We start from the raw sequence: 12,995 nt of genomic DNA on the forward strand, positions 1-12,995 counted from the left end.
TCGATAGCTATTAGCGGTGTTACTCAAAGCCCACATAGTTTTGTGGGCTTTAAGTTGTAGCTTCAGACCTTATATACCGCCAAATACACTATCGCCATTACCCTCTAACCATAAAGGGTATTGCGCCATAACTTTGCTGAACATTGGGCTCTGTAAAAAGCCGTCCAGCCAGCTTCTTACTTTAGGGTAAGGTGATTGCAGGTACCATTGCCGCTCAACCCTAGCCATTTGTCGAATAAAAGGCATGATCGCAAGATCGGCAACACTAGCGGTATTGGCACATAAATATAGATTGCAGCTAAGTCTATCCTCTAGCATTTGCAAATAAACTTGGCACGAATTGCGATGCAGAACTAACTGGGTATCATGGTAGCGCTTAGCGCTACGGTATTGCTCTAAGCAAGTTTTAAACTCAGTATCAAACAGCGCCACTAGGCTATGCATGTCAGTCTGCTGACTATTATTTATAGCGTTGCTTTTATGTTGCTCGGTGTTAGCAACACTTAAAGCCTTAGCATTACGGCGAAGTAAATAATTACTTGAATCACTTTGCTCAAAAGACCACTGCATGATCTCCAAGCTTTGCTCTAATACCTGCTTATTTTCCAGAACTAAAACAGGTACCGTACCTTTGGGCGAAGCCCGCAGCATTTGCGCAGGTTTTTGGCTCAATACAACTTCACGTAATCGCACCTTTTGTCCTGATGCAGCAATAGCTAAACGCGCACGCATCGCATATGGACAGTTTCTAAGCGAATACAAAATGGGCAAAGCAGAGAGGTTATGCATAGAGGATTGACTCATTTATGAAAGTAATTGAGTTAACGGACTATTTATACCAAACCTTTACAAAATAAAGAAGTGTTCCGTTTGAAAGCTCATTCAACGTTCATCCATTTTACAAACAAGTTGTTTAAAAATAGCCATACTGCAAAAAAGAACATTGAGTAGAAATAAACAAGTTTAAGAGTTTAACGAACAAGGTCCGCGCTAATTAGGAGCTTGGCTTGTTTTTTGATTATGATAACTTTAGAGTGGCTTTACCCTGGTTAGCGCAGTAAACACCTTATGTCGTTAACCGGAAATTATAATAAGAGTTAGCAGAGGATTTTGTGGAACATCTAACCATTGCCGTCGATTTTTTATTAAACCATAAGCTATTGCTTACCGTGTTAATCATTGTTCTTATTTCGTTGATTAAACGCTTAGTGATCTCAAGAATTCGTGGTGATGTCGCTTTTTTAACTGAAGTGCAGCGTAAATGGATGTCGCGTACTAAAAACGGCACCTTTATTTTAATCATTGTGATTTTATTTATGCTCTGGCAAACAGAGATCAGTAAATTTGCTTTATCGGTAACGGCTATCGCCATCGCCTTTGTTGTTGCCTCGAAAGAAATCATCTTGTGCTTTACCGGCTCGATACAAAGAGCAAGCTCACGTTCATTTGTGATTGGAGACTGGATTGAGGTGGGTAAAATATGTGGCGAGGTGATTGAACACAACCTAATGGCAACGGTTATTCAAGAAATTGACTTACACCACGGCCAATACCACTTCACCGGTAAAACAGCCACCCTACCAAACAGCATGTTCTTTAGTTATGCGGTAAAAAACCTTAATTTTATGAAGCGCTATGTTTACCATGACTTCAACATCACAGTGGTTGAGTTTGTTAACTTGTATCCGCTATTTGCTGAGCTATATGAAAAAATAGAAGCACATTGTGAAGAGTTTAGTGAAGTTGCCAAGCGCTATAACAGCGTGATAGAAAAACATGCTGGTGTCGACTTACCAGGCGCAGAGCCGCACATCCACATTACCAGTGGCATTAACGGTGAGCAGTTTGTACATATTATGATTTTCTGCCCAACAGAACAGGCCATTCATTTAGAACAGTTGATCAGAGAAGACTTTATGATTGCCTACCATGAAGCTTTTGGCAAAGATGAGCGGGCTTAATTAGCTCGAATGAGTCACATCGAGCACTCGCTTGGGCATAACGGATATTATTCAAAAATGGAAACTCCAGAGTATGCCAAAGCCTTTCATAGCAGACTCTTATGAACCACCGAAGAGCTTCGACAATCCTGTTTTTCACTTTAGAGTGCTTGAAGAGCAAGTTGCTGAATTAGATTTTGAAGCCGTAATGTCTAGCCAACAAAGACTGCAAGGTATTTTTGGTTCAGGCTCACCATGGCCCAAAAGTGATATGACTCTTGAAGAAAATATCGCTAGCCGAAAAGTCCATAAGCAAGAATTTGCATTACGACAAGCTTTTGCTTATTCGGTGTTTAATAAGACAAAAAATAAATGCTTAGGCTCTGTTTATATTGACCCAAGCGATTCACCTAATTACCAATGTGTCGTCCATTTATGGATCCGTGATGATAGTATCGAGCTAGATCATGAGCTTTATCAAACGGTACGTAAATGGCTATTGGAGGAATGGCAATTTTCTAATGTAGCCTTTCCCGGACGATATTTTGAGTAGCAAAAATCAACTAAAAAGGTTAGATCAACTGTCAGGTGTTAGTTACCAAGGAAGGATTGGTTCATGTTTGCTAGTTTTATCAATAAGTTTGGTTCTACGCTATACGTCCAAATATGGGAGAATCGGATTAGAGTTATCGATGTAGAAACAAATAAGTGCTTTGATGAAAAACCGCTACTGCAAATTGACATTCAAAAAAATGGCAAAAGGCAGGTCACTGCTTTTGGCAATGATGCTTACGTTAATCCGCTAAATCCTTTTACTCATCCAAGAGCGTTACTCAATGATTTTTTTATTGGGGAGCGCTTGCTTCAAGAGATCGTTAAAAAGCTTATTGGTAAAAAGTTCATCTCACTCGCCCCCGCAATCATTATTCACCCAATGGAAAAAACGGAAGGAGGTCTCACCATGATTGAAATCAGAGCCTTTCGAGAAATGGCTTTGGGAGCTGGCGCAAGAGAAGTTGCAATCCACCAAGGTAAGGCGACATTAGCAGCAGGTTCAATAAATTTCAAAGATGTAGCAAAGCAAGAGCAAAACTTGGCTAGAAGTAGTTTGGTAATAAACAAACCTTTGCAGTAACAGACTTTTACAGTTTCAGTTGCCCCTATCAATTAGCAAGCTATTGACGAATTAAGTAGCGATGATAAAAAAACGCAGTGCTAAATTGGCACTGCGCTTTATCTGTTTTAAATCTAATGTATTAGTTTGACCACTTGATTTGAAACTCAATCTCTTCTTCTGAGTCGCCGCGTTCATGCTCGATACTGTAAACTGCACGCACTGGCACGTATATACGCTCACCAGCGATTTGAATTTCAAATTTTTCACCAGACTCAATCGTATCCGCTAGGCGCCTAAGCTTAGCCACGAACTCTTCATTACTATAAGTTTTCTCTATGTCTCTATCTGCTTTATCACTCATTTAAATATTCCCTATCGACTTGCTAATTAATACACTGAAAACAAAAAACACCCGCTTTCAATCCAGCTTCTGCCACACTTCAACCTCTTTAAGCTCACCCTCTTCAGTGCGCTCACTGTGCCACTTATCGCCCACAATACTATAGGTGAAAGCAAATGATACACCCGGTTTAACGCCAAAAGAATTGAGTTCAGGGTATTCGACATAGTCTTTAGCAGTAAAGGTATAACTCCCCGCCCCTGCGGCCCAAAATTCGCTAACAGGCTTAGCATCTGTGCCAGTATTTTTCACCGTAGTGAAACTAAAATGCTGCGCAGATATTACTTTGATGGCACTTAGCTTTAAATCACTGTAATCAACCCATTGACCTTTTCCATCTAAGTACTTACCTGAAATAAGCTGCCAACTTCCAATAAATGGGTTTTCGCTAGCAATAGCCATTACCGTCATGACTGACAGCAGTGAGAACCCAGCAATGATATTAATCAATATCCTGTTCAACAAAATGCAAATTCCTTTTAATTTTAAATAATTTAAAGCCCAAACTTTATCGCAGAGTCTAAGCTAATGGCAAATTAGTTTGACCTTAGTAAACCGCTTTTCCAATTAGCTGTTACCAACAACTCCACCACACAAATAACCTGTTGATTATGTTTAAATTCAATTCGATTATGCTATCTATGAACTTGACTCCAAGAGTTGTTCTAAATAAAAGTTGAATCATCTTTTTCTTTCTAGCTGTTATATCAATTGATATCACTACAGAAATAACACTTTTCATTATTTAATATTAGGATTAACGTAACTAACATTACTAAGCTATCTGAATAACACAATGGCTATTCGCTGGCGACGGCCATTTAAAGGAGTTCATTATGATGACACTGCTCTTTGTTTTGTTTTTAATTGCGATGATATTCGCAGTTAACAATAAACGTACCCTAGGATTTTATAGCTTTGCGATATCTCTCGTTGCCAGTATTTTTTGGTTTTTCCATCATGCTAGCGATACGTTAGCCATTTTATTATAGGTGATGACATGACAGAGCAACTATCAAGACAATTGAATGCACTCGGTGCCATTGCTATCTCTTTAGTTCTGGGGTTTGGATTTTATGCGCAATTTGCAGCTGGAGAGCTGCCCTGCCCACTATGTCTATTGCAGCGCGTAGGGTTTGTCGCAGTGATGTTTGGACTTATCTGTAATGTGATCTTTGGCCCTAGACCGGTTCATTATGCCATCATGATCTTTGCCGCTTTATTTGGCGCAGCTGTGGCGCTAAGGCAAGTGGCTTTGCATGTTATCCCAGGAACGCCTTTCTACGGCGATGCATTCTTCGCCTACCACTTTTACACTTGGGCTTTTATCACCTTTAGTATTATTGTCTTTGGTACAACGGTGATGTTGTCATTTTCATCTCAATATCAACCCACACGCTTTCAACCATTAAGATCTATGCCATTGTTAAACCGAATCGCCGTCTTTTCTGTATTGGCTGTAACGGCGCTTAATGCGGTGAGTACTTTTGCGGAATGTGGGCCATTTCAATGCCCCGATAACCCTGTGAGTTATTGGCTATTTAGTTAACTGTCACCACTATACCGGCATATATAAACGAAAAAGACAGCAATTAATTGCTGTCTTTTTTATCACAAGCCATCGTTAAGCCTGTGAAACTAAACCTCAGCTAATTCGGTTTGTTAAGGCTTGCCTTTAAATATTGCATCCCATCAGCAATACTCACTAACGCGCTATAACCAAGCTCTTGCTTAGCCGCGCTAATATCGAAATAGTGACTGGTTGACAGCTGACGCGCGACAAAGCGTGTCATGATTGGCTCATCTTTTTTACCTAATAAACGATATACCGACTCAAGCACACAACCTGCGATATACGCCACCTGAGTTGGCACGCGTTTGCTTACAGGTGGCAAATTCTTGCACCCGAGGATTTTATTTAGCATTGCCGCCATTGTTATAGGCTCATCATTACTGAGGTAATACGCTTTGCCCGCGCAAACCGCTTGAGTTGCCTTGTCACTTTCACTAAGCCTTAGTGCTGCCAATATGTGCGCATAAGCGGCGTTACCGACATAAATCGTGTCGACCAGCTTATCTTGCTTTCCCACAAGCTTTAACCTACCTTTTGCTGCTCGCTCTAACACTCGCGGCACAAGATGAGGATCATTCGGCCCCCAAATCAGATGCGGCCTTAATGCTGTAGTGCCAAGCTGCTTACCATTACTCAGTAAATCCCCATTAGCAGCTAACATCATTTGTTCAGCTATCGCTTTAGACTCACCATAAAAATTTAAAAAATTAGCGGCATAAGGCGCCGACTCATCATTGCCATTCTCGTCTACGCCAGCAAAGGTAACACTCGGTGTGCTGGTATAAACTAGATGAGCGATATTCGCTTGTTTACAAGCACTAATAATAAAGCGCGCGCCGTCAACATTGGGTGAATAATAGCTTTGCTTACAGCCCCACACTCCGGCTTTCGAAGCGACATGAAACACCAAATCGCAGCCTTGCATTGCGTTGCATAATGATTGCTCATCGGCGATATCACCTTTAAGCATATTAACGCCCATCGTGCTCAATGCAGGATAATCACCACGGGCAAAACCGGTGACCTTAATGCCGGCAGCCAGCAAGCGCTCACAAATAGCTTGCCCTAAAAAGCCGCCTGCACCGGTAACAAACGCATGACTGATATTTTGCTTAAGCGCGGTTAATGCCACTTGCTCTTGAGGTAGAAAGTCATTAAGCGCTTTAGGCATAATAACCTCATCGGTTTGAACTGAAGCAGACAAGATAATTTATTCCTTAATTTGCTTTTGCGCCCAAACTGCCAGTTTTTCTCTAAAAATCTTAGCGTTATGACGAATATCAACGGGAAAATCGGGGTGAATTAAGAATCGCTCAATCCCTTGGGTTTGCGGGTGTTGCTCGGCAATCGCTTTAAGTTCGCTATAAAGCACACCTGATAGTGAACAAGCAACTGACTGCTTAAGTTCAATGCAAATTAATGGCGTGACTTTGCCAGCAACCACCACACCAACTAATGCGCTGCGCTTAACATCGCTATGGGTATTAAAGATCCGCTCACAAGGAATGGAGTAGTAACGCTTTGGCTGGTTATAAGTAGTCGGTATCGCATCGGCATCAACCCTGTGAGCTTTACGGCCGCACATCCACAATAAACCGTTATTATCTAGGTAGCCTAGATCACCCATTCGATGTCGAACACTGCCATTATCTGCAATTTTAGCCACCTTAGTAGCACAATCACGTTGATAATAACTTGCACTCACCATCGGGCCTTTCACCACGATTTCGCCAATTTGATTAATGGGCAAACATAGCTCGCTCTGCCACGTATTAATGGCTTGCTCGTCGATATCAATGATAGCGATTTCAACGCCATTAATAGCTCGGCCTACACAAATACCGCCGCCGTTATCCGTTATCGCCGTGGTGTCGAACAGTTCACTACTGGCCATTTTACTGATAGGTAGCGATTCAGTCGCGCCGTAAGAGTTAAGCACTTCAACATCGGCATTTAGCATTTTGCTAAAGCGTTGAATTGACGAAATTGTTGCTGGTGCTCCGGCTGAAATAACCCGTTTTATAAAAGGTAGCTTGTGAGACTGTTGTTCACCCGCTTGGCCGAGACGCTCGATAAGCGCAGGGTTTACAAACATATTGCTGCATTGATATTTATCGATTGCGGCAAAGATAAACTCGGGGTTTGCGGTGATAGGCTTACTGGCATCCATATCTGGCACAATTGACGCCATGCCTAGTGCGGGGCCAAACAGTGAAAACAACGGGAATGTCGCTAAGTCGCGCTCGCCCGATCTGATTTGATAATCGTTTTTAAGCGCGCTAATTTGCGCTTCAAACATCTTATGTGAATACACCACACCTTTGGGTGTGCCAGTGCTACCGCTGGTAAATAAGATGGCTGCCATTGCATCGCTATCGAGCCATTGCATGGCAAATGCTTGATTATCACCAGCTGAATTGGCCGCCAATACGTGCTCTAAACTGGTTGCGCCAGTTAATGCGCCAACAAGTTTACCGCCACCGACATTAATCTGGAATTTAACGCTGGACTTACCCCAGCCAAATAAACGTCTAGCAATATGGGCTTTAGGGATCCCGATAAATGCATCGGGTTTAGCCCCAGCAAAACATTGCTTTAGGTTTTTAACTCCCATGCCGGGATCAACTAAAATGGGGATAATGCCAGCTTTAAACAATGCAAAGGTGAGACAGAAAAAGTCAATACTCGGCGTAACCATCAACACGGCTTTCATACCCGGTCTAAGACCATGATGCACCAGCGCTGCAGCAAGAGTGTCGCTCTTAGTATGCAGGGTTTGAAAGTCCATCTCTTGGTATTGCAGACTACTTACCGAATGGCCGTTCGATTGCTGGACAGCAACCGCGAGTGATGTAGGGATCGTTTCTGCGGCACTAACTAAATGACGGCACAAATTTGCGCCGTCATTTTTTATATTGCTCTGACTTACCATCGCGATTAGGCTACCGATTCTTGCTTAGCATCTGTCGTTGACGCTTCGGTTTCTGCGATAAAATCTTTGATATGACCAATCACTTCATCACTGGCATCTTCAAGAATGTAGTGACCGCAATCGCTAAACTCATGCACCTTGGCATGCGGCATTCTTTGTTTCCACTCGGTTAAGAAGTGCTTATCGAACACGAAGTCTTGTAAGCCCCAACAGATCACCGTTGGTACATCTTGAAACTCAACTAAGCTCGCCGCAATATCTGATACCAAATCATAATTACGGTCACCCGGCTTTAACGGAATATCTTGTACAAAACGTAATGTCGAAATACGATTTGCCCATGAGTTAAATGGTGCAACATAGGCTTCACGAATATCTTTATGCATAGCTTTACGTTTTACACCCACATAAGATGCAGCCGATGAAAATGCATTAAACCCACGCACTAAGAATGTACCTAGCAAGGTATTACGACAAATAGACAGCGCCCATGGGAATGGCTTGCTAACTGGCAAATGGAATGCGCCAGTATTCAGAATAACCAAACGCTTAATGCGATCAGGATAGCGCGCAGCGTAACCCATACCAATCATTCCGCCCCAATCGTGAACCACTAAAGTGATGTTTTGTTTAACATCTAGGTGCTCAAGTAGCGCTTCTAAATCGTCAATACGGTTTTTAAGGGTGTAATCATAACCACTGTCATCAGGCTTATCAGATAAACCACAGCCAATGTGATCAGGCACAATACATTGATGCTTATCGCTCAATTCGCTGATCAAATTGCGGTAATAGAAAGACCAGCTTGGATTGCCATGTACCATAACAACTGGCTCGCCTTGACCTTCGTTAACGTACTGAAGCTTATTGCCGTTTCTATCTAAATAATTGCGTTTAAAAGGGTGCAGAGTGTCTAGCATGACGTTTCCTATCTTTCTTATACTTGTCGTACGTTGTGTAAGCTCAGTGGCAAACCTAAGGTTTGAGGGAAATAACACGAGCATTTCTGCTCGCGTTAAACATGCCTTACCACTTAAGGCCTAACATCATGCAGTTCAAACCACTGCCTATACCTAAAAAGCTCACTTGATCGCCGCTCTTTAAGAAGCCTTGATCGTGTGCCATAGCTGCTGTCACAGGTAATGAAACCGTGCCCATGTTGCCCAGCAACTTATAGGTTGGAAACTCTTTTTCTTCCGGAATATTTAATGCACTAAGTACGTTACGACGGTTTGATGCACCTACTTGATGACAAATCACTTTATCGACTTGTTCAACTAGCCAGTTGCGTTGCTCTAGGAAATGACTCCAAGTATGACGAGCGAGCTCAACACCTTCTTTAAGCAGTGCAACACCGTTAGTACGCATAAATTCGCGGTACAACTGAGGACCCGCTTCTTCAAGACCCCATTGGCATAAATCATAATGTTCTGGCGCCGATAGATGGCTAGCACCTAATAGCTGGTGTTGACGATTGCCTTTAAGGTTTAAACTGCCGTCGGTCAACAAGACTGCCACGGCGCCTGAGCCACCAGTTAGCGTTGCTAATGACTGCGCATAATTTTGCATTGTCGGTTCAGCCAGCATTTTATCGATAGTGATATCGACAATATGACGCGCTGATTCACAAGACACCACAAGGCCGGCTTTAATTTGACCAAGCTCAATGCGGTTAGCGATATCTAAAATGCCCGAAAGCACGCCCAAACAAGCATTACTGATATCGTAAATAGCCGTGTCTTTAGAGACGCCAAGCTCGGCAGCAATACGGCATGCTGTTGCAGGCTCATGTTGATCGCGGCAAACACCGGTATAAACCACTGCGCCTAAATCGCTAATCTGTACGCCTGTTTCAGCAATGGTCTTATGAGCCGCTGCTAACGCTCCATCAGATAAACGATGGCCCTTTGGCCACCAGCGTCTTTCATGTATTCCGGTTAACGTGGCAAGTTGCCCCATTGGAATACGAAACTTTTGGTATAACGGCGCTAAACGAGACTCAAGCTCTGAAGTCGACACAACTTCTGGCGCTAGCTCGTAGGCCATACTATTAATAAAAACGCGGGAATATTTCATGAAACTGCTTTTAGTCGCTCACAAGATTGGCGGATAAACAGCCTATCAAGATTGTTATTTATTATTAACCAGCCATTTGAGCAAGAAAATCCCAATGATTCAATAAAAAACCGCATTACTGAGATCTTTTAATCAGATTATTCTTAGCCTTCACTGTATAAATGGCATCACTTTTCGCGCGGATTCAATCACAGCTAACTTAATTACAACTTAATAAACAATTTGTTACAGCAAGATTAAATTAAGCCAGCCCGATTTTTCTATTTAAATGCGTGAATTAACGCATTTCGTGGTGTAATACTGTTTGCACAAAATTCACTCAAATTTACCTGATAGCCCTGCTCTTCTAAGAAGCAAACTCTGTCAAGCAATAACCATTGTTCGAGAACGGCCCTAAAAAGATGAGCAACCAAATCAATTCTGCGAGTGAGTCTTTGACGCTGCTCACCGAGCATCAGATAAAGCTCAAAATCGATATTTACAGGTAAGCTTAGCGCTTTAGCCTTTGCAGCCCAGTGACAGAAGTCACTAAAGTCGCCATTTAACTGACTTTGCTTAATCGATGGCACAGGCAGGTATTCGTCACACTCACGTACATTACGCTGCAGCGCATCAAACCCTAAACGCCAGGCCATTTCTTGTAAGCGATAATTATTATGCTTGTCATTGGCAATGACACTTTGCTGTAAGGGGAGCTGCAGATCGGCGCGGCTTAACTTAAGTTCACTGGCTTGGGCAGCTTTGGATAGTGGTTGATATTGTTTATCTCTGATTAAATGATAACAACACGGTGAGACCACTAATTGTTTAGTGCCAGCATCCGTTGCATGCTTAAGTAGCTGCACATGTAAGTCTCCACAAGCATGCAGGGCTACTGCTAACTGCTCACGATGAAGTTGCTCACTTTGGCCCGCAAAGGCATCAGCGCAAATAAAGCGCTGGGGTAACAGCCATTTCTCTGCAAATTCCTCACCCGCACTGCATAAGCTTTGCTGCCACTCAAGACTCACAACTTCTCTATGCTGCGCTTTAGCAATTAACCTACCTAGATGACCTTTACCCGCGCACCACTCAAGCACTGGAGTGCTATCTAGCGGTAATTGTGCCACAAAGGCATTAATTTGTTGCCACTTACGTCCTTTAATATGGGCGCTAAAGTGCGGCTCATCGGTATCATGAAGTAGCTGAGTATACTTATGACTTGCTACATCCTTAAGACTTAAAGTGGCATCCGTACCAATCGCCGACTGCGAAAATAGCGCTAATGGCCAGCTTAAGCCCTTATCCGCTAGGTCGGCTGCAAGTGCACCAAGCAAAGTCTCATTTAGACTGATTTGGCAGGCATCGATGCTATCAAGCTTATCATCGTCTAATTGCCATACCGTTTCTGCAAGCTTGGGAAAATCACACTGCCAAGGTAGCGCTTGGCAATCAAAGCTACGGCTGCGCCACAACTGCTGACTCTGCGTGAGTAAGCCGTCCAGTTGTTGCAATTTTTGCTCTGCACTTTGAGGCTCAGCGCAATCAACAGAATCTTGAGTTAAAAAAGGGCTCATATGAAATGAGGTTTTCCTGCATTCGGGTTTAGAAATAAAACGGGCACCATAAAAGGTGCCCGAGAGTGTAGCATGAATAGGACTTATCGACGCTATTTCGCGGGCTCAGCTTTAGTGGCAGGTTTTAGCACTGGCTTAGATAGCTTTTTAACTTGCATACGTTTACCAAGCCAAACACCTATACCTAACGGAGCAAAAAACACCACAACTAAGAACAGTACAAAGTACAAAATTAAGCTTTTAAGGGTTTTAGTGATCTCTTGAAAAACCACTTCTACTGCATTTTGCGAAATTTGCTCTAAATCGACTGCCGCAGCCGCACGTTCACGCGCAACCATGGCTTCTAATGCTTGACGTTCATTTTTCACCATTAGCTCTAACGCTTGGCGCTCGACAGATAGCTGTTTCAACTTGTCGTCAGTGTCAGCGCTAAGCTGAGCTAACAATGGCGTTAACTCTTTACGCATATCGACTGCCAATGACTGCATCATTTCAGGGCTTTGCGCCATTAATTGCTGAAACTTAGCTGACGTGTCACTAATACTGGTTAACGTGCGCTGGATTTCATCAGCATTGATATTTGAGTGCAGCGCGTAAAGCTCTGCTTTCCAGCCCAATATTTTAGGCATTTGCTCGGCAATCATTGCCATTCGGTCAGAAATATCACTCATGACCTCTGGTACGGTACCAAAGGTGGTAACTGCATCAAATTCACTAATTTGATGAAACTCAAGCCAGTCGGTAAACGCCGACTCTCGGGCGAACGCCATATCCTTAATCGGATGGCTAGCGACATATTGCTTCACAAACTCTTTATTTTTCTTGAAGTTTGTCCCACCGAGCTTTTGTACTGTCCGCTCAAACTGGTCGCGTAAATTTTTACTTGTTTCAACTGCAGCTGATTGCTGCTCTGCAAACAAATTTTTGCCCGCGCCAGTATCAAAGAACTGCGCCATCTGCTCCGTGAACACCCAGGTATCAACCATAGCTGCTGTAGGCGACGCTTGGAAAATCGTATGTTGCAGGTTTTGCTCAGCATTAATCTTCCACATCAAGGTGTTAGATTGTACTGGAATACTGTCAGTATTACGCTCAATCAGATCTGCCGCACTTTCTACTTGGCTATAGAAAACCGTACTAAAGTCACGGCTAAACACGCGCATATTAAGTTGATCTTTAGGCAATGGTTCAATACCACTTTCCAATTTTACTTCTAATAACGAACACGCGTTAAGCAGCACTGCTGCAACAGCAACCACACAAAAGCGAAACATCGCTTTCATAACTCCTCCAATAAACATACAAAATACTGAAATTTAAGGTTAAAAATACCTTTTAACTCAATTCTACCATCGGTTTATTTCGTTACCTATTGCTAACTCAATTATGGACTAATAACAG

General features: G+C 42.8%; 14 protein-coding genes. 5 read left to right on the plus strand and 9 right to left on the minus strand.

Features of this window, described 5'->3' with window-relative positions; translation table 11 throughout:
- Positions 1 to 69: 69 nt before the first annotated feature.
- On the minus strand, positions 70 to 789 hold the full coding sequence (locus L2747_RS18495) for a glutathione S-transferase (RefSeq protein WP_249000478.1): 720 nt from the start codon (positions 787 to 789) through the stop codon (positions 70 to 72).
- Positions 790 to 1,112: 323 nt separating this feature from the next.
- Between L2747_RS18495 and L2747_RS18500 the strand changes: the two genes are divergently transcribed.
- From L2747_RS18500 to L2747_RS18510, 3 genes are all read left to right on the plus strand, one after another.
- Positions 1,113 to 1,961 carry a mechanosensitive ion channel family protein gene (locus L2747_RS18500; protein ID WP_249000479.1) on the plus strand — a complete coding sequence of 283 codons (849 nt, stop codon included), beginning with the start codon at positions 1,113 to 1,115 and terminating at the stop codon, positions 1,959 to 1,961.
- Between the two features lie 73 nt (positions 1,962 to 2,034).
- Positions 2,035 to 2,493: a hypothetical protein gene (locus L2747_RS18505; protein WP_249000480.1), complete on the plus strand. Its 459-nt coding sequence runs from the start codon at positions 2,035 to 2,037 to the stop codon at positions 2,491 to 2,493.
- Positions 2,494 to 2,556: 63 nt separating this feature from the next.
- Positions 2,557 to 3,075 carry a rod shape-determining protein gene (locus L2747_RS18510; RefSeq protein ID WP_249000481.1) on the plus strand — a complete coding sequence of 173 codons (519 nt, stop codon included), beginning with the start codon at positions 2,557 to 2,559 and terminating at the stop codon, positions 3,073 to 3,075.
- 121 nt (positions 3,076 to 3,196) lie between these two features.
- Here L2747_RS18510 and L2747_RS18515 read toward each other — a convergent pair whose 3' ends face one another.
- Positions 3,197 to 3,418, minus strand: a complete 222-nt coding sequence (locus tag L2747_RS18515) for an amphi-Trp domain-containing protein (protein ID WP_249000482.1) — start codon at positions 3,416 to 3,418, stop codon at positions 3,197 to 3,199.
- Between the two features lie 57 nt (positions 3,419 to 3,475).
- Positions 3,476 to 3,922: a hypothetical protein gene (locus L2747_RS18520; protein ID WP_249000483.1), complete on the minus strand. Its 447-nt coding sequence runs from the start codon at positions 3,920 to 3,922 to the stop codon at positions 3,476 to 3,478.
- Positions 3,923 to 4,293: 371 nt separating this feature from the next.
- Here L2747_RS18520 and L2747_RS18525 point away from each other — a divergent pair, with 371 nt between their 5' ends.
- Together L2747_RS18525 and L2747_RS18530 are read left to right on the plus strand one after the other, a co-directional pair.
- Complete coding sequence (locus L2747_RS18525) at positions 4,294 to 4,449, plus strand: DUF5993 family protein (RefSeq protein ID WP_249000484.1); 156 nt, start codon at positions 4,294 to 4,296, stop codon at positions 4,447 to 4,449.
- Positions 4,450 to 4,457: 8 nt separating this feature from the next.
- Positions 4,458 to 5,006 carry a disulfide bond formation protein B gene (locus tag L2747_RS18530; RefSeq protein WP_249000485.1) on the plus strand — a complete coding sequence of 183 codons (549 nt, stop codon included), beginning with the start codon at positions 4,458 to 4,460 and terminating at the stop codon, positions 5,004 to 5,006.
- Positions 5,007 to 5,106: 100 nt separating this feature from the next.
- Here the strand turns inward: L2747_RS18530 and oleD are convergent, their stop codons facing one another.
- The 6 genes from oleD to L2747_RS18560 all read right to left on the minus strand — a co-directional run bounded on the left by oleD (position 5,107) and on the right by L2747_RS18560 (position 12,877).
- Positions 5,107 to 6,201, minus strand: coding sequence for a 2-alkyl-3-oxoalkanoate reductase (oleD, locus tag L2747_RS18535; protein ID WP_249000548.1), 1,095 nt, complete (start codon positions 6,199 to 6,201; stop codon positions 5,107 to 5,109).
- A 39-nt stretch (positions 6,202 to 6,240) separates the two neighbouring features.
- A complete protein-coding gene (oleC, locus tag L2747_RS18540) occupies positions 6,241 to 7,962 on the minus strand; it encodes an olefin beta-lactone synthetase (protein ID WP_249000486.1) in 1,722 nt (573 codons plus the stop codon).
- A 5-nt stretch (positions 7,963 to 7,967) separates the two neighbouring features.
- Positions 7,968 to 8,882 carry an alpha/beta fold hydrolase gene (locus L2747_RS18545; protein WP_249000487.1) on the minus strand — a complete coding sequence of 305 codons (915 nt, stop codon included), beginning with the start codon at positions 8,880 to 8,882 and terminating at the stop codon, positions 7,968 to 7,970.
- Between the two features lie 106 nt (positions 8,883 to 8,988).
- On the minus strand, positions 8,989 to 10,038 hold the full coding sequence (locus L2747_RS18550) for a 3-oxoacyl-ACP synthase III (protein ID WP_249000488.1): 1,050 nt from the start codon (positions 10,036 to 10,038) through the stop codon (positions 8,989 to 8,991).
- Between the two features lie 260 nt (positions 10,039 to 10,298).
- Positions 10,299 to 11,594, minus strand: a complete 1,296-nt coding sequence (locus L2747_RS18555; RefSeq protein WP_249000489.1) for a methyltransferase — start codon at positions 11,592 to 11,594, stop codon at positions 10,299 to 10,301.
- Between the two features lie 92 nt (positions 11,595 to 11,686).
- Positions 11,687 to 12,877 carry a chemotaxis protein gene (locus tag L2747_RS18560; protein ID WP_249000490.1) on the minus strand — a complete coding sequence of 397 codons (1,191 nt, stop codon included), beginning with the start codon at positions 12,875 to 12,877 and terminating at the stop codon, positions 11,687 to 11,689.
- Positions 12,878 to 12,995: the final 118 nt, after the last annotated feature.

Origin of the sequence: Shewanella marinintestina (genome assembly GCF_023283845.1) — a bacterium.
Taxonomy (GTDB): Bacteria; Pseudomonadota; Gammaproteobacteria; order Enterobacterales; family Shewanellaceae; genus Shewanella; species Shewanella marinintestina.

Bases quoted from the DNA above. Each gene is read 5' to 3' on its own strand.
- L2747_RS18555 (WP_249000489.1), bottom strand. From the start codon at position 11,594: ATGAGCCCTTTTTTAACTCAAGATTCTGTTGATTGCGCTGAGCCTCAA.
- L2747_RS18525 (WP_249000484.1), top strand. From the start codon at position 4,294: ATGATGACACTGCTCTTTGTTTTGTTTTTAATTGCGATGATATTCGCA.
- L2747_RS18515 (WP_249000482.1), bottom strand. From the start codon at position 3,418: ATGAGTGATAAAGCAGATAGAGACATAGAGAAAACTTATAGTAATGAA.
- L2747_RS18495 (WP_249000478.1), bottom strand. From the start codon at position 789: ATGCATAACCTCTCTGCTTTGCCCATTTTGTATTCGCTTAGAAACTGT.
- L2747_RS18550 (WP_249000488.1), bottom strand. From the start codon at position 10,038: ATGAAATATTCCCGCGTTTTTATTAATAGTATGGCCTACGAGCTAGCG.
- oleC (WP_249000486.1), bottom strand. From the start codon at position 7,962: ATGGTAAGTCAGAGCAATATAAAAAATGACGGCGCAAATTTGTGCCGT.
- L2747_RS18510 (WP_249000481.1), top strand. From the start codon at position 2,557: ATGTTTGCTAGTTTTATCAATAAGTTTGGTTCTACGCTATACGTCCAA.
- L2747_RS18505 (WP_249000480.1), top strand. From the start codon at position 2,035: ATGCCAAAGCCTTTCATAGCAGACTCTTATGAACCACCGAAGAGCTTC.
- L2747_RS18530 (WP_249000485.1), top strand. From the start codon at position 4,458: ATGACAGAGCAACTATCAAGACAATTGAATGCACTCGGTGCCATTGCT.
- L2747_RS18545 (WP_249000487.1), bottom strand. From the start codon at position 8,882: ATGCTAGACACTCTGCACCCTTTTAAACGCAATTATTTAGATAGAAAC.
- L2747_RS18560 (WP_249000490.1), bottom strand. From the start codon at position 12,877: ATGAAAGCGATGTTTCGCTTTTGTGTGGTTGCTGTTGCAGCAGTGCTG.
- oleD (WP_249000548.1), bottom strand. From the start codon at position 6,201: ATGCCTAAAGCGCTTAATGACTTTCTACCTCAAGAGCAAGTGGCATTA.